13 protein-coding genes and 1 pseudogene are annotated in these 22,058 nt (G+C 71.4%); 9 read left to right on the plus strand and 5 right to left on the minus strand.

Going from position 1 to position 22,058, the window contains the following annotated elements; genetic code table 11:
* Positions 1 to 15 precede the first annotated feature (15 nt).
* Positions 16 to 1,380: a glycoside hydrolase family 43 protein gene (locus ACLJQM_RS36985; RefSeq protein ID WP_360772932.1), complete on the minus strand. Its 1,365-nt coding sequence runs from the start codon at positions 1,378 to 1,380 to the stop codon at positions 16 to 18.
* The gene (locus ACLJQM_RS36990) at positions 1,365 to 2,735 is read right to left on the minus strand and encodes an endo-1,4-beta-xylanase (protein WP_247024932.1); all 1,371 of its coding nucleotides are present in this window, start codon (positions 2,733 to 2,735) and stop codon (positions 1,365 to 1,367) included. The genes ACLJQM_RS36985 and ACLJQM_RS36990 overlap by 16 nt, the downstream gene beginning before the upstream one ends.
* 378 nt (positions 2,736 to 3,113) lie before the next feature.
* Between ACLJQM_RS36990 and ACLJQM_RS36995 the strand changes: the two genes are divergently transcribed.
* Positions 3,114 to 5,432, plus strand: a complete 2,319-nt coding sequence (locus ACLJQM_RS36995; protein ID WP_410634977.1) for a beta-L-arabinofuranosidase domain-containing protein — start codon at positions 3,114 to 3,116, stop codon at positions 5,430 to 5,432.
* Positions 5,433 to 5,606: 174 nt separating this feature from the next.
* On the opposite strand, the gene ACLJQM_RS37000 is transcribed toward ACLJQM_RS36995, so the two are convergent.
* Positions 5,607 to 6,689, minus strand: coding sequence for an RICIN domain-containing protein (locus ACLJQM_RS37000; protein ID WP_410634979.1), 1,083 nt, complete (start codon positions 6,687 to 6,689; stop codon positions 5,607 to 5,609).
* Positions 6,690 to 6,702: 13 nt separating this feature from the next.
* Complete coding sequence (locus tag ACLJQM_RS37005; protein ID WP_410634981.1) at positions 6,703 to 9,060, minus strand: ricin-type beta-trefoil lectin domain protein; 2,358 nt, start codon at positions 9,058 to 9,060, stop codon at positions 6,703 to 6,705.
* A gap of 198 nt (positions 9,061 to 9,258) precedes the next feature.
* Between ACLJQM_RS37005 and ACLJQM_RS37010 the strand changes: the two genes are divergently transcribed.
* The 8 genes and pseudogenes from ACLJQM_RS37010 to ACLJQM_RS37045 all read left to right on the plus strand — a co-directional run.
* Positions 9,259 to 9,993, plus strand: coding sequence for a FadR/GntR family transcriptional regulator (locus ACLJQM_RS37010; protein WP_247024927.1), 735 nt, complete (start codon positions 9,259 to 9,261; stop codon positions 9,991 to 9,993).
* A gap of 207 nt (positions 9,994 to 10,200) precedes the next feature.
* Complete coding sequence (locus tag ACLJQM_RS37015; RefSeq protein ID WP_410635065.1) at positions 10,201 to 11,367, plus strand: ThuA domain-containing protein; 1,167 nt, start codon at positions 10,201 to 10,203, stop codon at positions 11,365 to 11,367.
* 32 nt (positions 11,368 to 11,399) lie between these two features.
* A complete protein-coding gene (locus ACLJQM_RS37020; protein ID WP_410634983.1) occupies positions 11,400 to 14,270 on the plus strand; it encodes a PQQ-dependent sugar dehydrogenase in 2,871 nt (956 codons plus the stop codon).
* Complete coding sequence (locus ACLJQM_RS37025; protein ID WP_410634985.1) at positions 14,267 to 15,595, plus strand: PHB depolymerase family esterase; 1,329 nt, start codon at positions 14,267 to 14,269, stop codon at positions 15,593 to 15,595. Before ACLJQM_RS37020 ends, ACLJQM_RS37025 begins: the two co-directional genes overlap by 4 nt.
* Positions 15,596 to 15,630: 35 nt before the next feature.
* On the plus strand, positions 15,631 to 16,977 hold the full coding sequence (locus ACLJQM_RS37030) for an RICIN domain-containing protein (protein ID WP_410634987.1): 1,347 nt from the start codon (positions 15,631 to 15,633) through the stop codon (positions 16,975 to 16,977).
* Positions 16,978 to 17,037: 60 nt separating this feature from the next.
* Complete coding sequence (locus ACLJQM_RS37035) at positions 17,038 to 18,063, plus strand: LacI family DNA-binding transcriptional regulator (RefSeq protein ID WP_247024923.1); 1,026 nt, start codon at positions 17,038 to 17,040, stop codon at positions 18,061 to 18,063.
* A gap of 40 nt (positions 18,064 to 18,103) precedes the next feature.
* On the plus strand, positions 18,104 to 19,561 hold the full coding sequence (locus ACLJQM_RS37040; RefSeq protein WP_410634989.1) for an arabinofuranosidase catalytic domain-containing protein: 1,458 nt from the start codon (positions 18,104 to 18,106) through the stop codon (positions 19,559 to 19,561).
* Between the two features lie 299 nt (positions 19,562 to 19,860).
* Positions 19,861 to 20,345 (plus strand): annotated as a pseudogene (locus ACLJQM_RS37045) (transposase); the annotation flags it as partial.
* Positions 20,346 to 20,389: 44 nt separating this feature from the next.
* On the opposite strand, the gene ACLJQM_RS37050 reads toward ACLJQM_RS37045, so the two are convergent.
* Positions 20,390 to 22,009 (minus strand): glycoside hydrolase family 27 protein, encoded by a 1,620-nt coding sequence (locus tag ACLJQM_RS37050; RefSeq protein WP_410634991.1) that lies wholly within the window; start codon positions 22,007 to 22,009, stop codon positions 20,390 to 20,392.
* Between the last annotated feature and the right edge of the window lie 49 nt (positions 22,010 to 22,058).

A 22,058-nucleotide genomic window follows, 5' to 3' on the forward strand; every position in this document is an offset into this window, starting at 1 on the left:
CCGCTGCCAGCCCGGTCAGGTGGCGAACTGCCACCAGTTCACGTTGAACAGGTAGCCGCTGCCGCCGGTGAAGCGCAGCACCAGGTCCTGGGTGCCGGTGGCGCCGGTGACCGGGCAGGACACCGACGTCCACGTCTGCCAGCCGCCGGTCCCCGCGACCGTGCAGCGGCCCACGACCGTGCCGGTGGTGCTGCCCAGGCGCAGCTCGATCGTCCCGCCGGCGGCCGCGGAAGCGACTCGCGCGGTGAACGTCTTCGCGCCCGCGCCGAAGGCGACGTTGCGGACCTTGATCGAGTCGCCGTTTTCGAGCCACCCGACGTCCATACCGCCTTCGGCAGCCGGTTCGGTTTCGATGCCGGAGCCCCAGGCGATCGTCTCCGCCTCCTGCCGGGTGTACGGGTTCAGCGTGTCGGCCGGTGGCGGCCCGGCGCCGGTCATGGTGATCGCCGGGATGCTCCCGTCGGCGTTGTAGGCGAACTTCTCCACCGCCACCGAGCGGGTGTAGCCGCCCCCGCCGGGGAGGGCACCGTTGTGGTAGAAGAAGTACGAGCCGCCCTTGAAGTCCACCAGCCCCGGGTGGTTGGTGAAGCTGCTGCCCTGCGTCGGCATCACCGTGCCCCGGTAGGTCCACGGACCGGTGGGGCCGGGCGAGGTGGAGTAGCCGATGAACTCCGAGCAGCACTTGGCCGCGAACACGTTGTAGTACAAGCCGTTGCGCTTGAAGACCCACGGGCCTTCCTCGTACAGCGTCGGGCGGCTGGCGTTGCCGGTCCGCGTGCCGAACCCGGCCGTGGTGAGCGGGATCTGCGTGGGACCGCTCGAGATCGACGTCATGTCGGCGTTCAGGCGCACGTACCAGAGGTTGGGGTTGCCCCAGTACAGGTACGCCTGGCCGGTGTCGTCGATGAACACCGTGGGGTCGATTTCGCCGTTCTCGACGAGCGGGTGGCCGAGCGCGTCGCGGAACGGCCCGGTGGGGCTGTCCGCGACGCCGACGCCGATGGCCATCCGGCCGGTGGCGCGGTCGACCACCGGGACGTACCAGTAGAACTTGCCGTTGCGCTCGACGGCCTGCCCGGCCCAGGCGTCCTGCTTCGCCCAGCTGAACGTCGCCAGGCTCATCGGCGAGCCGTGGTCGGTCCAGTTGACCATGTCGGCGGACGACCAGACGCGCCAGTCCTTCATGGTGAAGTACGTGGAGCCGTCCTCGTCGTGCCCGGTGTAGAGGTAGACCCGGCCGTTGTGCACCAGCGGCGCCGGGTCCGCCGTGTAGATGTGCTGCACGATCGGGTTGTCCGCCCGGGCGGCGCCGGGCAGGACGGCGACGGTGGCGACGACGGCGGTCGCCCCGGCGAGCAGGCGGGTCAGGCGGCGGCGCACGTGGACGTCACCCCTTCGGCGCTGCCGGTGCCCTGGAAGCCGAACTCGGTGGACTGCCCGGCCGCGACGGTGCCGTTGTAGCCGACGTTGGCCCACGTGACGGTGCCCGACGTGCCGCTGTTGCCCGCGCTCCACGAGCTGGTGACGGCGGCACCGGACGGCAGGACCGTCGTCACGCGCCAGCCGGTCAGGCCGGCGGCGCCCGCGGTGACCTTGACGGTCGCGACGAAGCCGCCGTTCCAGGAGTTCAGGGAAACCGACGCGCTGCAGCTGCCCGGGACCGGTGTGGTCGTGGTCGTGGTGGGCGTCGTCGGGGTGGTCGGGGTCGTCGGCGTGGTGGTCACGGTCGGGCCGCCGGCGTTCAGTGCGTCGAGAACGCTGTTGTACGCGGCTTTTTTGTTGCCGTTGTTGTCGAAGAGCAGCGGGTTCTGGCCGGTGCGCCACGAGTCGCTGTCGCGGATGCCCCAGACCGTGATGCCGGCGCAGCGCGAGACGGCGAGGCAGGCGCGGGTGACCGTGCCGTAGACCGCGGCCTGGTTGGAACCGGAGATGTCCAGCTCGGTGATCTGGACCTCGACGCCGAGGTCGGCGAACCGCTGCAGGTTGGCCTGGTAGTCACCGGGCGCGGAGTTGGTCAGGTGGGACTGGAAGCCGACGCAGTCGATCGGGACGCCGCGGGACTTGAAGTCGCGGACCATGTTGTACACACCGGTGCTCTTCGCGTTGACGCCGTCGGTGTTGTAGTCGTTGTAGCAGAGCTTCGCGCCCGGGTCGGCGGCGCGGGCGGCGCGGAAGGCGGCTTCGATCCAGTCGTTGCCGGTGCGCTGCAGGTTGGAGTCGCGCCGCCCGCCGCCGCCACCGTCGGCGAACGCCTCGTTGACGACGTCCCACGCGTACACCTTGCCCTTGTAGTGGGTGGCGACCTGGGTGACGTGGTTGAGCGCGGCCTGGCGCAGGTCCGAGCCGCTCAGGCCCTGGGCCCAGCCCGGTTGCTGCTGGTGCCACAGCAACGCGTGCCCGCGCACCCGCTTGCCGTTGCCGACCGCCTGGTTGAGGATGCGGTCGCCGCCGCTGTAGTTGAACTGCCCGCGGTTGGGCTCGGTGGCGTCCCACTTCATCTCGTTTTCCGGCGTGACCATGGTGAACTCCCGGTTCAGGAGGTTCACGTAGGTCGAGTCGCCGAGCTTCCCGGCCGAGACGGCGGTGCCGAAGTACCGGCCGGTCTGGGCGGCCGACGCACCGAGCGTCGTGGCCGCGCCGGCGGAGGTGGCCAGCGCCAGCGAAATCCCGAGTGACGCCGCGAGCAGCGCCGAGGCGAGTGCCGCGCGGGACAGGGACCGCGATGTCAGCTTCATGGTGGGCTCTTCCTGGGGAGCACCTGGGGTGGGCCAGGCGGGGGTGGGCAGGACGCGGGGTCGGCTGGGCTGTTATCGCTAACACCTTCGGCTCAGCCTGAGCTTCCGGCCGGACGGGTGTCAATCACCGCGGCCGGGGCGCCGGGAGGCCGGGCGCCGGTCCGGACGGGCGCGCACTTCAGGGCGCGATCGTGCGTCCACGACGGACAGTCCGGCCGTGAAAGTTGCATGCGCGGCAACGCCGGGGCCCGCCGGGCCGAGAGGTCCGGTCCGCGTCTCCGGGCGTGAAGCTCCCCCGAACGCACCAAGACAGGACGCGATGTTAGCGCTAACGTCATCGTGCCCTCCCGACCGCAGTGTGGCTGAACGGAGAATCCGGTGACCTCGTCCTTCACCCGCCGGCAATGGCTGCGCGCCGCCGGCGCCGCCGCGATCGCTTCCGCCGCCGGACCCGCCGTCGGAGGCGCTTTCGCCGACGCCGCGGCCGCTCCGGCCCGCGCGGCGGCGGCCGGGGCGGCCGCGTCCCCCTTCGGCCTCGGCCAGGTGCGCCTGACCGCGAGCCGGTGGCTGGACAACCAGCAGCGGACGCAGAACTACCTGCGGTTCGTCGACGCCGACCGGCTGCTGTACAACTTCCGGGCCAACCACCGCCTGTCCACCGGCGGCGCCGCCGCCAACGGCGGCTGGGACGCGCCGGACTTCCCGTTCCGCAGCCACGTCCAGGGCCACTTCCTGACGGCCTGGGCGCAGCTCTGGGCGGTGGCCGGCGACACCGTCTGCCGGGACAAGGCCGCGTACGTGGTGGCCGAGCTGGCCAAGTGCCAGGCGGCCAACGGGTCCGCCGGGTTCGCCGCCGGCTACCTGTCGGGCTTCCCCGAGTCCGACTTCGACAACCTCGAGGCCGGCCGCCTGTCGAACGGCAACGTGCCGTACTACTGCATCCACAAGACCATGGCCGGCCTGCTCGACGTGTGGCGGTACTGCGGGAGCACCCAGGCCCGCGATGTGCTGCTGAACCTGGCCGGGTGGGTCGACCGGCGGACCGCCCGGCTCGACCAGAGCCGGATGCAGTCGGTGCTCGGCACCGAGTTCGGCGGCATGAACGCCGTGCTGACCGACCTTTCGCTGGACACCGGTGACACGCGGTGGCTGGCCGTCGCGCAGCGGTTCGACCACGCCGCCGTGTTCGATCCGCTGGCGGCGGGCCGCGACCAGCTCGCCGGGCTGCACGCCAACACCCAGATCCCCAAGTGGATCGGCGCCGCGCGGGAGTACCAGGCCACGGGCACCACCCGCTACCGGGACATCGCCACCAACGCGTGGGCCATCACCGTCGGCGCGCACACCTACGCCATCGGCGGCAACAGCCAGGCCGAGCACTTCCGCGCGCCCGGCGCGATCGCCGCGTACCTGAACCAGGACACGTGCGAGAGCTGCAACACCTACAACATGCTGAAGCTGACGAGGGAACTGATCACGCTCTACCCGGACCGAGCCGACCTGGCCGACTACTACGAGCGGGCACTGCTCAACCAGATGATCGGCCAGCAGAACCCCGCCGACAGCCACGGGCACGTCACCTACTTCAGCTCGCTGAACCCGGGTGGCCGGCGCGGGCTCGGCCCGGCGTGGGGCGGCGGCACGTGGAGCACCGACTACACCTCGTTCTGGTGCTGCCAGGGCAGCGGGCTGGAGACCCAGACCAAGCTCTCCGACTCGATCTACTTCCGCGCCGGCACGACGCTGATCGTCAACCAGTTCCTGCCCTCGGTGCTCACCTGGACCGAGCGCGGCATCACCGTCACCCAGACGACGTCCTTCCCGGCCGGCGACACGACCACCCTGACGGTCACCGGGACCGTGAGCGGAACCTGGGACCTGCGCCTCCGCATCCCGGGCTGGACCAGCGGGGCGAGCATCGCCGTCAACGGAGTGACGCAGAACGTCGCCACCACCCCCGGCAGCTACGCGACCGTGACCCGGTCCTGGGCGACCGGCGACACGGTCACCGTCCGGCTGCCGATGAAGGTCGTGCTGCGGCAGGCCAACGACAACGCGAACGTCTCGGCGATCACCTACGGACCGGTCGTCCTGGCCGGCGACTACGGCACCGGCACGCTCAGCGGCCTGCCCGCCCTCGATCCGGGCTCGGTCACCCGGACCAGCGGCAGCGCGCTCACCTTCAGCGCCAAGGCCAACGGTGCCACCGTGGGCCTGGTGCCCTTCTACGACGCGCAGGGCTTCAACTACACGGTCTACTGGAAAACCGGCGGGTCGGCGACCTACCGGTTGGTCAACGCGGGCAGCGGGCTGCTGCTGGGCATCGAGAACATGTCCACCGCCGACGGCGGCCGCGCCCTGCAGTGGACCGACAACGGCACGGCGGACCACGAATGGGAAGTCGTCACCGACGGGACGGCCGTCCGGTTCCGCAACGTCAACAGCGGCAAGGTGCTCGGCGTCCGTGACATGTCCACAGTGGACAATGCCCAGGTCCTGCAGTGGGCGGACAACGGCACGGCCGACCACCGGTGGACGGTCGCCGACCAGGGCGACGGCACGGCGAAGATCCGCAACGTCAACAGCGGCAAGCTGCTGACCGTCGCGGGCGGCTCGACCGCCGCGGGCGCGTTCGCCGTCCAGGGGCCCGACAACGGCACCGCCGCGACCCGGTGGCGCCTCGTGCGCACCGGCTGATCCCGGCGACCTCGCCGGCGGGCGCCGGATCAGCTTAGGGACCATTGCTAGTTTGGTTGTCCGCTGCAGGTCCAGAGGATTAGTGCGGTGCTGTTGGTCGTGTCTTGTCTGGTCGCGTCGAGGCACAGTCCGGACTGGACCCCCGTGATCGTGCCGTTCGCGGTGGGTGCCGGGTCAGCGTAGGGACCATTGCTGGTTCGGTTGCCCGCCGCAGGTCCACAGGATCAGTGCGGTGCCGTTGGTCGTGCCTTGTCCGGTCGCGTCGAGGCACAGCCCGGACTGGACCCCCGTGATCGTGCCGTTCGCGGCGACCGTCCACTGCTGGTTGGCTTGGCCGTGGCAGGCCCAGACGATCACCGGGGTGCCGTTCGCCGTGCCGTGGCCGGATGCGTCGAGGCACTTCGAGCCCGCGACGACCAGCTGCCCGCCGGCCGGGGTCCACGCCTGGCCGGTCTGACTGCCGCAGTCCTGCAGCCGCACCGGGGTGCCGTCGGCCGCGCTGCCGGCGTCCGCGCAGCGGCCCGATTGCGCGCCGACGATCTGCCGGGCACCGCTGGTGCCCGGGGAGCCGATGCTGCCGGCCACGGACCGCAGCGCGGCGAACCAGGTGGCGGCCATCTTGTCGTAGCCGGCCGCCGTGGGGTGGATGCCGTCGACCAGGTCGGCGGCGGTCAGCGCCGCGTGCATGTCGACCAGGTGCACGTGCTTGCCGGCGTTCTGCTTCGCCTGCACGATCCCCGGGATGGCGGAGTTGAAGGTGCGCGCCGCGGACTCCTGGCCCGCGTTGGCGAGCGGGATGATCGTCGCGACGAAGACCTCGGCGTCCGGCGCCGTCGCCGTGATGTGGTCGACCAGCGCGGACAGCCGGGCGGGCGCACGGGTGACGTCGTAGTTCTGCAGGACGTCGTTGGTGCCGATGTGCAGCAGGACCGTGTGCGGGGTGCTCGTCCGCAGCCAGCCGGTGACGTTCGCGTCGATCTGGTCGATGCGCCACCCGGGGTGGCCTTCGTGGTCGTGGTCGCCGAGGGCGGCCGGGCCGTTGTACTGCGAGCCGGTGAAGTCGACCTGGTAGCCGCCCGCCGCGAGCCGCTGCCAGAGGCCGATCCGGTAGCCGCCGGGCACCTGCGTGCCTTCGGTGATCGAGTCGCCGAGCGGCATCACCCGGGTCCCGCCGTTCGACTCGGCGGCGGCCGGGCCGCCCGGGAGGAACGCGCTCAGGAACAAGGCCGTCACGGCCGCGAAAACCCGGATCTTCATGATTCTCCTCGAGTCAGCCGAAGGTCCACTTCTGACCGGCCTGGCCGGTGCACGTCCACAGCCGGACGGCGGTGCCGTTCGCGGTGCCGCCGTCGGTCACGTCCAGGCACAGCCCGGACTGGACGCCGGTGATCGTGCCGTTCGCGGTCGCCTGCCAGCGCTGGTTGGCCCCGCCGTTGCAGGTCCAGCTGACGACCTTGGTGCCCGGCGTGGTGCCCTGGCCGGAGGCGTCCAGGCAGCGGGTGCCGCCGAAGGTGGTGAGCTCGCCGGCGGCGGTCCGGGCCCACGACTGGTTGCCGCCGCCGGTGCAGTCCCAGAGCTGCACCCGCGCGCCGGGTGTGGTGCTCGCGCCGTCGACGTCCAGGCACTTGCCGAGCGCGCGCACCGGGCCCGCGGCCGGGCCGGTGGTGCCGGTGCCCGCGGCGGCGATGACCTGCTGGGCGCCGGACGGCCAGTTCGTGCCGCTGACCTGGACGTTGCCGGTCAGGACGTTGTTGTGGGGCGAACCGGTGGCCACCTGGGTGGCGCCGCCGTTGTACCAGTTGCCGCCGAAGGTGCTGTCGTTGGTGTTGTTGGTGCCGCTCGCGTTGGTGAAGGCCCAGACCCCGGAGTCCTGGATCACGTTGGCCGACAGCGTCACGTAGCGGGAGCCCTCGTCGAGGTACAGCCCGACCGTGCGGTTGTTGTCGAAGACGTGGTTGTGGTCGACGGAGCTGCCCGGGTCGGCCGACAGGTGGTAGATGCTGCCACCGTCGTGCATCAGCTTCTTCGTGCCGTGCACGCGGTTGTAGCTGATGACGGTGTCCCGCAACGTCGTCGGCGTCGAGTACACCGGCTGGTAGTCGTACAGGCCGCGGTTGCGGTAGTCCTGGCTGCCGCCCGGGTCGTTGGCGCCCCAGCCCCAGCCGACGTCGATCCCGTCGTAGGTCAGGTCCGCCACGTCGTTGTGCGTGATGACGGTGTGCGTCGCGTAGGTCGAGAGGATGCCGGCCATTTCGCGGTAGTCCAAAGCGACGCGGGACACCGTGTTGTACGACAGCGTGACGTCGCGGTTCGTCATCGCGGCGTTCGCCGGGTGGTGCGCGTCGGGGCGCACGCCGCCGACGACGATGCCGCCGCCCGAGACCTCGGTGAAGGTGTTGTGGTCCACGGTGATCGACGACGCGCCGAGCCCGGTCCCGGCGGCGTGCGCGTTCGCGTCGTTGGCGATGCCCAGCGCGACCTGCCCGAGGTGGGTGAAGGTGTTGCCGCTGAACGTGATCCCCGTGGCGGCCGAGACCTGGACGGCGGCGGGCACCTGCGCCCAGCCGTTGCGGGCGCCCTCGAACTGCTTGCAGCCCGACTGGCACGAGGTCAGGAAGTCGCCCGGCATCGGCGCCGCGGCCGGGAGGAACGTGCCGGTCTGCTGGTTCGCGTACCCGGCCGGCGTGCTCGGCCCGAGCCAGGTGGTGTGCTCGAAGTGCAGGCCCTGGAACGCGATGCCCCGCACCGGGTCGTCGTAGCTGCCGCCGAGCTGCAGCAGCGACGTCAGCCGCGGCAGCTCGACGTCGTGGCTGCCGGGCACCCAGCCACCCGGTGCCTTGTAGTAGAGCTTCCCGGCCGCCGGGTCCAGGTACCACTGGCCGGTGTTCTTGAGGAACGAGTACGAGTTCTCGAGGAACAGCTGGCCGCCGCCGAAGGGTTTCGCGAGGGTGTCGTAGCCCCAGTTGTTGTTGTTCCACGCGGGTTGCTGCATGACGATCGAGGTGCCGCTGATGTGGTCGACGGGGGAGTACCGGTCGGTGAACGAGTTCTGGCTCTCCACCTCGATCCGGTTCTGCCGGGGCAGCGTGGCCAGGTAGTTCAGCGCGGAGTTGGTGATGGTCAGGCCGGACGTCGTGACCTGCACGTCGCTGCGCGAGACCGGGATCGACGCGCGCGGCGCCAGCGCGCCGTCCACGAACAGCTGGCGGGAATCGGCGCCGGCCGGCACGGCCGCCACCCAGATGTTCTGGCTCGCGTCCTGCACGCTCCAGCCGGTGACCTGCGTGCCGCCGGACAGGACCGGCGTCTGGCCGGGCGCGGCCTGCCAGGTGACGGTGTGGCCGTTCCGGCCGGAGTCGGCGCTGGTGAACGAAAGCGGGGCGGCCAGGCGGTAGGTGCCGCCGGCGAGCTGGACGACGACGTCGTTGCCCGCCGACTGGGCGCGGGCCAGCTGCTGGGCCTTCGCCGGGGTCGCGACGGGCCGGTCGGGCGTGCCCGGGCCGGTGTCGTCGCCGCCCGGCGCGACGGCGATGGTGACGGCCGCGGCGCGGGCGGGCGGCGCGGCGAACGCCGTCACCACGAGGGCGGCGGCGAGCGCGGCGGCCAGGGATCCGGTGCGCGGCGGCATGGTGGGTACCTCTCCGGGGAGTTGATGTGTCCGACTCATTCGAAGCCGGGATGTGGGCCAGGTCAATTCCCCGGCTCTTTTCGAAGGCTTCAACTGCGGGAACACATGTAAGTTTCACGGGGTTTCGCGGGAATTGACCGGACGGCGGGGCCGCGAGGTACAGTCACCCTCCAGCACCCGGTGAGTCATACTCATCGGGTGACCCGCAACGAGGAAGCCGCACCGTACCGGCCCGGGTACGAGGTCGTGGCCGAGCAGCTGCTGCACCTGATCGCGGAGCTGCGGTTGCGGCCCGGTGACCGGATGCCGACCGAGGTCGAGCTGGCGGCGCGGATGGGAACCAGCCGGACCGTGGTGCGGGAGGCCGTCAAGATCCTCTCGGCGATCGGCCGGGTGCGCGCGCACAAGGGACGTGGGCTGTATGTGTCGGACGACGAAGGCATGCTCGGCGCTTCCCGCTGGGGCGGCTCCTTCCTGCCCGCCGACCTCGACCACGTGTACTCGCTCTTCGAGTTCCGCCGGGTCCAGGAAACCGCGGCCTGCCGGCTGGCGGCGACCCACGCCACCCCGGCGGAGCTGCGTGCGATCGAGGCCGCCGCCGAGACCTGCCGCCAGGGGCACCTGACCGGGCAGGCCGCGTTGTTCGACCGCGGCGACGACGACTTCCACCTGCGCGTCGCCACGGCGTCGCACAACCAGTTCCTCGTCGCGGCCGTGCGCGAAGCCCGCGGCCTGCAACGCCAGACGAACGTCATCGGGATGTCCGGCTCGGTCGGCGGGCACGCTCCGGGCGCGATCGAGGAGCACGCCGCCATCCACCGGGCGATCCGCGACGGCGAACCGGACGCCGCGGCCCGGGCCATCGCCGTCCACCTCGACAACACGCTGGCGGACTACCGCCGGGAGATCCAGCGGCGTCTCTTCGGCCGGTGAGCGCACCCCGCCGAACACCGTCCTTTGTGGACTTGTGCTGCCTTCACGCCGGTGGAATCCGTTGTGGGTGAGTAAGTTTCACCCCGCATTGACCTTTGCGGCCGGCCGCTTCTATCTTGGCTCATGTCCGTTCGGTCGGTGATCGGGCGAACGCACAGCGCGCACCCCGCGCGTTCCCTGCACTCCTGAGAAGGAGCACCCGTGACGATGCTGTCTCGCTCGCTCCGCGCGGCTGTCCTGCTCGCGGCACTGGTCCTGGGGCTCGTGGCACCCGTGTCCGCCGCGCCCGCGGCGGCCTTCAAGGTCCTGGTGTTCTCGAAGACCACCGGCTTCCGGCACGACTCCATCCCGGCGGGGATCGCCGCGATCCGGCAGCTGGGCCAGCAGAACGACTTCGCGGTCGACGCCACCGAAGACGACGCTCAGTTCACCGACGCCACCCTGGCCCAGTACGCCGCCGTCGTCTTCCTGTCCACGACCGGCGACCCGGTCGGCACGCAGGCCGGCAAGGACGCGTTCCGCCGCTACATCCAGCACGGCGGCGGGTTCGCCGGCGTCCACGCGGCGTCGGACAGCGGGTACGACTGGGCCTGGTACGGCCAGCTCGTCGGCGCCTACTTCAAGCAGCACCCCGCCCAGCAGAACGCGCTGGTGAAGGTGGAAGACCCGAACCACCCGTCCACGCAGGGGCTGCCCGCGCAGTACACCCGGTACGACGAGTGGTACGACTTCCGCGCCGACCCGCGCCCGTCCGTGCACGTCCTGACCACTGTGGACGAATCCAGCTACACGGGCGCCACGATGGGCGCGGACCACCCGACGACCTGGTGCCACGCCTTCGACGGCGGCCGCGCCTGGTACACCGGCATGGGCCACACGATCGAAAGCTTCAGCGAACCGAACTTCCTGCACCTGCTGCTGGGCGGGATCCGCACCGCGGCCGGAGCCGCCCCTGCCGACTGCTCGGTCACCACCACGCCACCCCCGGCCGGCAAGCAGATCGCGGGCGCGCAGTCCGGCCGGTGCGTCGAGGTGCCGAACTCCGCCACCACCAACGGGACGCAGGTGCAGCTGCGGGACTGCGTCGCCGGGCAGGCGAACCAGTCGTGGACCTACACCGCCGGCAAGCAACTCGTGGTCTACGGGAACAAGTGCCTGGACGCGTCCGGCCGCGGTACGGCCAACGGCACGCAGGTGATCATCTGGGACTGCACCGGACAACCCAACCAGCAGTGGGATGTTAACGCGAACACGATCACCGGCGTCCCGTCGAACCTCTGCCTGGACGCCTCCGGCCGCGGTACGGCCAACGGCACGAAGATCATCCTGTGGTCCTGCAGCGGCCAGGCCAACCAGCAGTGGTCCCTCCGCTGACCGTCCCTCCCCCGTCTCGAGGAGAGCTCGTCATGTCCGGATTTTCCGCGCTGCGCCGCGGCGCGCTGGCGGTGGCCGGGGTCCTGGCCGCCGCACTGGTCCCGGTGCTCACGACCCCGGTGGGCCCGGCGGCCGCGGCGGCGCTGCCGCCGGACTCGAAGTTCCAGAAGGTCACGCTGCACACCGAAACCGGCAACCCGATGGCGATGGACGTGGCGGCGGACGGGCGGGTGTTCTACATCGACCGCCTCGGTGACGTCAAAGTCGTCAAGCCCAACGGCACCGCGGTCCTCGCGACGCACCTGAACGTCTTCACGGCCAACGAGTCCGGCGGGCTCAACATCGGGCTCGACCCCGGGTTCGCCGCGAACCAGTGGGTGTACGTCTACTACTCGCCGAACAACGCCGGCAACGTCGACCGCCTGAGCCGGTTCACCGTCAGCGGCGACACGATCGACCAGTCGACCGAGAAGGTCGTGCTGGACGTGCCGGTGCAGCGCGCCGAATGCTGCCACCACGGCGCGGGCCTGGTGATCGACAAGAAGAACGGGAACCTGTGGTTGTCGCTGGGGGACAACACCAACCCGTTCGCTTCCGACGGGTACAGCCCGCTCGACCAGCGCTCGGGGCGCGCGTACTGGGACTCCGAACGCACCGCGGGCAACACCAACAGCCTGTCCGGCAAGGTCCTGCGGATCCACCCGGAGACCAACGGCACCTACACGATCCCCTCCGGCAACCTGTTCGCCCCCGGCACCGCGAACACCCGCCCGGAGATCTACACGATGGGCGAGCGCAACCCGTTCCGGATGGGCCTCGATCCCAAGACCGGCTACCCGCTCGTGGCCAACTACGGCCCCGACGCGCCCAACGCCAGTTCCACCCGCGGCCCGCAGAACACCGTCGAGTGGGACGTCGTCAGCAAGCCCGGCAACGCCGGCTGGCCGTTCTGCGTCGGCCCGAACCTGGCCTACAACCAGTACAACTTCGCCACCGGCGCGTCCGGCGCGCAGTTCGACTGCGCCGGCGGCCCCACCAACAGCTCGCCCAACAACACCGGCCTGACCAAGCTGCCGCCCGCGATCCCGGCCCAGGTCTACTACCACTACCAGGCCGACCCGGCGCACTTCCCGCAGCTGTCCGGCGGCGCGCCGATGGCCGGCCCGGTCTACCGGTTCGACCCGAACCTCGCCTCCACCCGCAAGTGGCCGGTGGACTTCGACGGCCGCGCGGTCTTCGCCGAGTGGAACACCAGTGCGATGTACACCTTCCAGCTCGACGGGAACGGCACGAACGTCACCTCGATCGACCCGCTGCTGCCGTCGGTGAAGTTCAACCGGCCGATGGACTTCAAGTTCGGCGCGGACGGCGCGCTCTACGTCATCGAGTGGGGGACCGGGTACGGCGGCGGAAACAGCGACGCGTCGATCGACCGGGTCGACTACCTCGGCGGCGGCTCGGCCGCGCCGGTCGCGAAGGCCACCGCGGACCGCACCAGCGGCCCGGCCCCGCTCACCGTGAACTTCAGCAGCGCCGGCTCGGCCGACCCCGGCGGGTCCGCGTTGCGCTATTCGTGGAACTTCGGTGACGGCACCACCTCGACCGCGGCGAACCCGGGTCACACCTACGCCGCCGGCAACTACACCGCGGTGCTCACCGTCACCAACTCGGCGGGCGCCACCGGGACCGCGAGCGTCACCGTCACCGCGGGGAACACGGCACCGACCCTCACCTTCACCACGCCACCGAGCGGCGGGGTGTTCGACTGGGGCGACAAGGTGAACGTCGCCGTCACGGTCACCGACCCCGAAGACGGGACGGTCGACTGCGGGCAGGTGACCGTCCAGGCCTACCTCGGCCACGACGAGCACGGCCACCCGCTCGACCAGTACCACGGCTGCACCGCCTCGATCCAGACCACGCTTTCGTCCGGGCACAGCGAGAACGACAACATCTTCTACGTCCTCGAGGCGTCCTACACCGACAAGGGCGGGTCCGGCGGCGCCAACCCGATCACCGGTCGCGCGCAGGTGGTCCTGCAGCCCAAGCACAAGCAGGCGGAGTTCTACACCGCCACCGGCCGCACCGCCGACGGGAAGGGCACCGACACCGCGGGCGTCACCGTGGAGGCCGCCACCGACCCGATGGGCGGCGGCAGCAGCGCGGCGTTCATCCAGGACGGCGACTGGTGGTCGGTCGACCCGCTCGCGCTGAACGGCGTCACCGGCCTCGAGGTCCGGGCGTCCTCGGGCGGGTCCGGCGGCACGCTGGAGGTGCACCGCAACGCCCCGGACGGCGCGCTGGTCGCCTCGGTGCCGATCACCGGGACCGGGGGCTGGCAGAACTGGCAGGACTTCGCCGTCGGCCTGGCCAACCCCCCGGCCGGCACGGGAACGCTGTACTTCGTCGCCCGCAACCCCGCGGGGCAGACCGGAGCCGCGTACCTGTTCAACGTCAACTGGATCCACTACACCGGCGCCGGGGTCGGCCTGCCGGGTACCCCGCCGCCGTCGGGGAAGCAGATCGTCGGCACGCAGTCGGGCCGGTGCGTGGAGGTGCCGAACTCCTCGACGGCGAACGGCACCCAGGTCCAGCTGCGCGACTGCGGCAGCCAGGCCGCCAACCAGCAGTGGACCCCGACGAGCGGGAAGCAGCTGACGGTCTACGGGAACAAGTGCCTCGACGCGTCCGGCAAGGGCACCGCCAACGGCACGCAGGTGATCATCTGGGACTGCACCGGCCAGCCGAACCAGCAGTGGAACGTCAACGCGAACGGCACCATCACCGGTGTCCAGTCGGGGTTGTGCGTGGACGCGAACGCCCAGGGCACGGCGAACGGCACGAAGATCATCCTCTGGTCCTGCGGTACCCAGGCCGCCAATCAGCAGTGGAGCCTCCGATGAGACACGTGATCCGCGCCCTGCTCGCGACGCTGCTCCTGCTGCCCCTGACGGTGGCGCTGACCGCCGGTCCGGCGTCGGCCGCCGCGTTGACCCGCGTGACCGGCTTCGGCGCCAACCCGACCAACCTCGGCATGTACCTCTACGTGCCCGACAAGCCGGCGGCCAAGCCGGCGCTGCTCGTGCTCGTGCACTACTGCAGCGGTTCGGCGGGCGCGATCTTCAACGGCAACGGGCACGACTACGCGACGGCGGCCGACCGGTACGGCTACCTCGTCGTCGTACCCGAAGCGACGCGTGACGGGCACTGCTTCGACGTCTCCACGAAGGCGGGCCTGACCCGCGACGGCGGCAGCGACTCCACCGGCATCATGGCGATGGTCGCCTGGACCCGCCAGCACTACAACGTGGACCCGGGCCGGATCGTGGTCAGCGGCTTCTCATCGGGAGCCATGATGACGAACGTCCTCGCCGCCGAGTACCCGGACGTCTTCTCCGCCGCTTCCGCGTTCTCCGGCGTGCCGGCCGGGTGCTTCGCGACCACCGACGGTTCGCTGTGGAACAGCCAGTGCGCGGGCGGGAACGTGGTCAAGTCCGCGCAGCAGTGGGCCGATCAGGCCCACGCGATGTACCCCGGCTACTCCGGCGGCTACCCGAGGATGCAGCTGTGGCACGGGAACCAGGACACCACCCTGGCGTACCCGAACTACGGCGAAGAGATCAAGCAGTGGACCGCCCTGCGCGGGCTGAGCCAGACGCCGTCCGCCACCGACCACCCGCAGTCGTCGTGGACGCGGAACCGCTACGGCGGCACCGGCACCCAGGCCCCGGTCGAGGGCATCACCATCGCGGGCACCGGGCACACCCTGCCGCAGAACGGGATGCTCGCGTACGCGATCTCCTTCCTCGGCCTCGACAGCACGGGTGGGAGCACCCCCACCGGGAGCCCGGTGCGGTCGGTCGCGGCCGGGCGGTGCCTGGACGTACCCGGCCAGTCGGCCACGCAGGGGACGCGGCTGCAGCTGTGGGACTGCCACGGCGGCGCGAACCAGTCGTGGACGGCCACCGCGGCCGGGGAACTGACCGTCTACTCCGGCGACACCCTCCGCTGCCTGGACGCCGAAGGCGGCGGGACCAGCGCCGGCACGGCCGCGATCATCTGGGCGTGCCACGGCGGGGCGAACCAGAAGTGGCAGGTCAACGCGGACGGCACGATCACCGCGCCGCAATCGGGGCTCTGCCTCGAAGCAGCCTCGACCGCGAACGGCGCCGCCGTTCGGCTGGGGACCTGCACCCACGCCACGAACCAGCAGTGGACCCGGACCTGATCGGCGTCCCCTGTGACGAGAAAGGAGCTCGCGCGATGGTGAAGTTCAGACGTCTGTTCGCGTCCGCCGCGATCGGGGCGCTGGTGGCGATGTCCGGGGCGGGGACCGCGCAAGCCGCCGCCCCCGCCGCGGGCACCGCGGGCTGCGGAGCCGCCCCCGGGCTGGCGAGCGGCAGCCACACGATCTCCAGCGGCGGCCAGAACCGCAGCTACATCCTGCGGGTCCCCGCGAACTACGACAGCACCCACGCCTACCGGCTGTTCGTCGGGCTCCACTGGCGCGGCGGCACGGCCAACGACGTCGACTCGGGTGGGACCGACGGCTACAACTGGTCCTACTACGGGCTCCGGCGGCTCGCCGACACCGCGGGCAACAACACGATCTTCGTGGCGCCGCAGGGCAACGGCAACGGCTGGGCCAACCCCGGCGGCCAGGACGTCACGTTCGTCGACGACCTGCTGAGGCAGCTCGAGAACGCGCTGTGCGTCGACACCTCCCAGGTCTTCGCCGGCGGGTTCAGCTACGGCGGCGCGATGAGCTACGCGCTCGCCTGCGCCCGGCCCGCCGTCTTCCGCGCGGTCGCCGTCTACTCCGGGGCGAACCTCAGCGGGTGCGCCGGCGGCACGCAGCCCGTCGCCTACATCGGGATGCACGGCATCGGCGACAACGTCCTGCCGATCGCGTCCGGCCGCTCACTGCGCGACCAGTTCGTCCGGAACAACGGCTGCACCGCGCAGAACCCGCCGGAGCCCTCGAGCGGCAGCCACACCCACATCGTCACGGCCTACTCCGGCTGCCGGGCCGGGTACCCGGTGGTCTGGGCCGCCTTCGACGGCGGCCACGACCCCGGCCCGCGCGACGGGTGCACCTGCAGCGGCTGGCAGACCTGGACGTCCGGCGAGGTCTGGAAGTTCATCACCCAGTTCGACTCGTCGACCCCGCCGTCCGGGGCACCGGTCCAGGTCGGCGTGAACTACACCCTCGCGGCCGAGCACAGCGGCAAGCTCCTGGACATCAGCGGCGTCTCCACCGCGGCCGGCGCGCTGCTGCAGCAGTGGCCGGCGACCGGCGGCCAGAACCAGCAGTTCGACTTCCTCGACTCCGGCGACGGCTACTACCGCATCCGCGCCCGCCACAGCGGCCTGGTCCTGCAGGTGGCGAGTTCGGCCACCGGCGCCGACATCAGCCAGCAGCCGGACTCCGGCGCCGCCGCCCAGCAGTGGCGGGTGACCGACCAGGGCGGGGGCGTGGTCGGCCTGGTCAACCGGCTGAGCGGCCTCGCGATGGACGTGTGGGGAGCCTCGACCGCCGACGGCGCCCGGATTTCCCAGTGGACGCCGTCGGGCGGCGCCAACCAGCGGTTCCGGGTTCAGCGCACCTGAGGCACCCGGCGATATCCTCGAGCGAGCCCGCGAAGACAACGACGTCTTGGGAGAGCCACCGTGTCCATCGCCGAGTCACCCGAATTCCGTCCGACCCTGGCCGACGTCGCGCGAGCGGCGGGGGTGTCCACCGCCACCGCGTCCCGCGTGCTCAACGGCTTTCCCCGGGTCCGGCCGAAAACGCGCAAGCAGGTCGAGTCCGCGATGTCGGCGCTCGGCTACGCCCGCCAGCGGGCCGCGCGAGGGGCGGCGGGACCGACCGGATCGGTCGCGCTGGTCGTGTGCGAAGAGGTCCTGCGGCTGTTCGCCGACCCGTTCTTCGCCCGCATCGCCGCGGGTGCGGGGCGGGAGCTGACCGCGGCGGGGCTGCAGCTGGTGCTGCTGACCGTGCCCGCGACGGAGGACTACCAGGCGCCGGTGGTGCGCTACCTCGACGGCGGTCACGTCGACGGGGCGCTCGTCGTCGGGATGCACGGGCGCCGCCCGCTCGACCTGGGCTGGCTCGGGATCCCGGTGGTGTTCGGCGGCCGTCCGGTGTGCGCGGGGGAGCCGGGCCGGTTCTCCTACGTCGACGTGGACAACCGCGGCGGCGCCGAGCGGGCGACCCAGCGGCTCCTCGACGCGGGGCGGCGGTCGGTGGCGACGATCGCCGGGCCGCAGGACATGACCGCGGGCGTGGACCGGCTGCTGGGCTACCGGCAGGCCGTGGTGGGTGCCGGGCACGGTGACCGGGGGCTGGTGGTCTTCGGGGACTTCGGCCAGGCGTCCGGCCAGCAGGCGACCGCGCGCCTGCTGGAGCGCCGGCCGAACGTCGACGCCATCTTCGCGGCTTCGGACATGATGGCGGTCGGCGCGCTGCGTGCGCTGCACCGCGCCGGTCGCCGGGTACCCGCCGACGTCGCCGTCATCGGGTTCGACGACCTGCCGATCGGCCTGCGCACGGATCCGCCGCTCACCACCGTGCGCCAGCCGATCGAGGAGATGGGCGCGCGGATGACCGACGAGCTGCTCGCGATGCTCGGGGGCTCGGCCACTCCGTGTTGCGCGGTGCTGGACACCGAGCTGGTCCTGCGCGCTTCCGCTTGATTGTGTTAACGCTAACACTCAGTTGCCTCTAGGAGGATTCGTGACCACTCGAGTCAACGCGGTGCGGGCCGTACTGGTCCTGGCCGCGATGGTGGCGGCCGCGCTGACCGGCGCGACGCCGGCGTCCGCGGCCGCGACGGCGCTGACCGGCGTGGCGTCGGGCCGGTGCCTGAACGTCCAGGGCGGCGTCGACACGCCGGGCACCGCGCTGGAGATCCGGGACTGCACCGGCCAGGCGAGCCAGGCCTTCGAGTTCACCACCGCCGGTGAGCTGCGGACGCTGAACGGGACGCGGTGCGTGGACGCCTACGGCAACCGGACCGCGCCCGGGACGGCGGTGATCATCTGGTCCTGCACCGGCGGGGCGAACCAGCAGTGGCGGCAGAACTCCGACGGGACGGTCACCGGCGTCCAGTCCGGGCTGTGCCTCGACGTCACCGGCGCCGGCACGGCCAACGGCACCGCGGTCATCATCTGGACCTGCCACGGCCAGAGCAACCAGCGGTGGAGCACCGGGAGCACACCACCCTCGGGGTCGGGCCCGTGCGACATCTACGCCTCGGGCGGGACACCGTGCGTCGCCGCGCACAGCACCGTGCGCGCGCTTTACGGCTCTTACGGCGGAAACCTGTACCAGGTCCGGCGCGCGTCCGACAACGCGACCCGCGACGTCGGCGTGGTGGCCGCGGGCGGCGCCGCCGACGCTTCGGCCCAGGATTCCTTCTGCACCGGGACTTCCTGCGTCGTCACGGTGGTCTACGACCAGTCCGGCCGGGGGAACGACCTGTGGTACCAGGGCTCGAGCGTGGTCCCCGGCTCCAGCCAGAGCAGTCCCGCGAAGGCGACCTCGGAGTCCCTGACGGTCGGCGGCCGGAAGGCGTACTCGCTCTACATCAACCCGGGCAACAGCTACTGGCGCGACGGGCACCTGACCGGCGTGCCCACCGGCAGCGCGCCCGAGGGCATGTACATGGTGACCAGCGGGACGCACGTCAACAGCGGCTGCTGCTTCGACTACGGCAACAGCGAAACGACCAGGAAGGCCGACGCCGCCGGCGCCATGGACGCGATCAACTTCGGCAAGCAGTGCTGGTTCGGCGGCTGCTCCGGCACCGGCCCGTGGGTGCAGGGCGACCTGGAGTGGGGGCTCTACCCCGGCGGCAGCCAGACGTGGAACCCGAACCAGCGGGCGTTCACGAGCAAGTTCGTCACGGCGGTGCTGAAGAACAACGGGACTTCGCGGTTCGCCCTCAAGGGCAGCGACGCCCAGTCCGGCGGTCTCACCACCCTGTGGGACGGCGGCCTCCCGAACGGGTACAGCCCGATGAAGAAGCAGGGGGCGATCGTCCTGGGCAGCGGCGGCGACTGCTGCAAGCCCGGCGGCGGCGCCAACCTCAGCGCGGGGACGTTCTACGAGGGAGCGATGGTCGCCGGCTACCCGTCCGACGCGACCGAGAACGCGGTGCAGGCCAACGTGGTCGCCGCCGGCTACCGCTGAGGGCCGCTGCACCCGCGGGGAGAGCGGGGTGGGGCCGGTCGATCGGGCGGCCGCCCCCACCCCGTCTCCGTTCCCCTGGGGTCGTGAGTGTTCAGGAGGGTTGGAACCCCTCGGGTTCTAGCGGTCGTCGCAACACCTGACACTGGAGGTGTTGCCATGACGGAAAACCGTCGACGCTGACTGCCCCGCGACGTCCGGGTGGCGTTCTGGGGCCGCTATCTGTCCCTGGCGAACGCGAAGAAATCATGGTCCTGCACGACCGGGTCCAGCAGGACCTGACCGCCCGGTGGTCCCCGCAACAGATCGCTGCCAGGCTGATCGCCTGCCTGCGCACCGGACGCGCGATCCGCGCACCCCAGCGCACCCCCGACGGGCGCCGCACCCGCGCAGGCAAGATCACCGGGATGGTGCCGATCTCCGCCCGGCCGGCCGAGGCCGCCGACCGGGCCGTCCCGGGGCACTGGGAAGGCGACCTGATCGTCGGCAAGGACAGCCGGTCGGTCATCGGCACCCTGGTCGAGCGCACCACCGGAGCTGCGCCGGTCGCTGGCCTGGGATCAGGGCACCGAGATGGCCCGGCACGCCACGATCACGATGGCCACCGAGATGGCGATCTACTTCTGCGACCCGCATTCACCCTGGCAGCGCGGGTCGAATGGGAACACCAACGGCCTGCTGCGTCAGTACTTACGGTCGTCCTCGTAAGACGCTCGGCTGGGACACCCCAGCCGAGCGACTCAACCAGCTACTGTCTACTCAAGGGCCTGTTGCGGCAACCACTTGAAACACCCACGTTTCCCACTCACGCCCCGGCCGGTCCGGGAGGGGTCAGGCGCGGGCCCACCGCTGGTTGGCCTGCCCGTTGCAGGTCCACAGGAGCACGCGGGTCCCGTTGGCGGTGGCCGCGCCTTCGGCGTCCAAGCAGAGCCCCGACTGGCCGTTGCGGATCGTCTCGTCCTGGGCGAACGTCCACTTCTGGTCGTCCTGCCCGGTGCACGGCCGGCTGAGCACGCGGGCGCCGCTGGTGGTGCCGGCGAGGCACTTGTCGCCGAACACGCGGACCTCACCGGTGTCCCAGGTGGTCCAGAGCTGGTTCGCCGCGGTCTGGCAGTCCCAGATCACCGTGCCCGCGCCGGCGGCCGTCGAGGCGTTCTCGACGTCGAGGCAGCGGCCCGATCCCGTGCCGCGCAACCGGGACGTCGTGGCGGCCCGCGGGGAACCGCCGGATACCCGGTAGGCGGCGATCCCGTGCGCCGGCACGCTCGCGCTGATCGCGCCGGTGGTCGTCGAGGTGGTGCCGGTCCACAGGTCGGTCAGGGTGAACGCGGTGCCGGACAGGCCGATCTGCGCGGCGGTCGTGCCGGCGGTCGTCGTCGCGCTCCCGCGGTTGAGCAGGCCGACCGCCACCGACCCGTCGGACAGGGGCTTGGCGAAGACCTCGACGTCGCCGTCGTCGCGCACCCGCCGGCCGCCGGCGCCGAGCCGGTCCTGGTCCACCGCCAGCAGCCGCGGGTTGCGCAGGATCGCGCCGACGTCGGCGGACATGGTGCGGATGTCGTTGCCCGCCATCAGCGGCGCGGCCATCAGGGCCCACAGGGCGAAGTGGGCCCGGGACTCGGTCAGCGACAGCCCCGGCCGGCCGACGACGAGCATGTCCGGGTCGTTCCAGTGCCCCGGACCCGCTTGCGCGGCCAGCGGGGCGGTGACGTCGAGGACGTTGCCCACGCCCATCGGGTAGCTGTTGGTGTTGCCGTTCTGCCAGATGTCGAGCAGGTCTTCGGTGGTGCGCCAGAGATCGGCGACCTGGCCCCAGTCGTACTTGTCACCGGTGATCGCGTGGTAGCTGTTGGGGTTGATGCTGTAGACGATCGGGCGGCCGGTGGCGCGCAGCGCGTCGCGCATCACGGTGAACCGGGCGACCTGCTCGTCGCGGGTCCCGGCGGGGGAGCACCAGTCGTACTTGAGATAGTCCACACCCCACGACGCGAAGGTGCGGGCGTCCTGGGCCTCGTGGCCCGCGCTGCCGGTGGAGCCGGCGTAGGTGCCGGTCCGCTGGGCGCAGGTCCGGTCGGTCGGCACCTGGTAGATCCCGAACTTGAGGCCGCGGCTGTGGATGTAGTCGCCCAGCGCCTGCATGCCGCCGGGGAACTTCGACGGGCTGGCGCGCAGGGCACCCTGGCTGTCGCGCTGCGGGTCGAACCAGCAGTCGTCCACGACCACGTACTGGTAGCCCGCGTCCTTCATTCCCGAGGAGACCATCGCGTCGGCCGCTTGGCGGACCGCGCTTTCGCTGACCCCGCAGCCGAAGCTGTTCCAGCTGTTCCAGCCGAGCGGCGGGGTGAGCGCCGGGCTGCCGGGCGCGGCCGTGGCCGGTGGTGACCAGGCCGTGGCGGCCACCGCCACGGCGGTGAACAGGTACGCAATCCGTCGGCGCTTTCGTGCGGGCATCATCGTCCCTTTCCCGAGGGTCGTTTCGCGGTGTTCACCTTCGCCGGAC

The sequence above is a fragment of the Amycolatopsis sp. cmx-4-83 genome (assembly GCF_046548815.1).
GTDB lineage: Bacteria > Actinomycetota > Actinomycetes > Mycobacteriales > Pseudonocardiaceae > Amycolatopsis > Amycolatopsis pretoriensis_A.

Coding starts and splice junctions, on each gene's coding strand:
- ACLJQM_RS36990 (WP_247024932.1), bottom strand. CDS start 2,735: ATGAAGCTGACATCGCGGTCCCTGTCCCGCGCGGCACTCGCCTCGGCG.
- ACLJQM_RS37000 (WP_410634979.1), bottom strand. CDS start 6,689: ATGAAGATCCGGGTTTTCGCGGCCGTGACGGCCTTGTTCCTGAGCGCG.
- ACLJQM_RS37005 (WP_410634981.1), bottom strand. CDS start 9,060: ATGCCGCCGCGCACCGGATCCCTGGCCGCCGCGCTCGCCGCCGCCCTC.
- ACLJQM_RS37015 (WP_410635065.1), top strand. CDS start 10,201: ATGCTGTCTCGCTCGCTCCGCGCGGCTGTCCTGCTCGCGGCACTGGTC.
- ACLJQM_RS37020 (WP_410634983.1), top strand. CDS start 11,400: ATGTCCGGATTTTCCGCGCTGCGCCGCGGCGCGCTGGCGGTGGCCGGG.
- ACLJQM_RS37025 (WP_410634985.1), top strand. CDS start 14,267: ATGAGACACGTGATCCGCGCCCTGCTCGCGACGCTGCTCCTGCTGCCC.
- ACLJQM_RS37030 (WP_410634987.1), top strand. CDS start 15,631: ATGGTGAAGTTCAGACGTCTGTTCGCGTCCGCCGCGATCGGGGCGCTG.
- ACLJQM_RS37050 (WP_410634991.1), bottom strand. CDS start 22,009: ATGCCCGCACGAAAGCGCCGACGGATTGCGTACCTGTTCACCGCCGTG.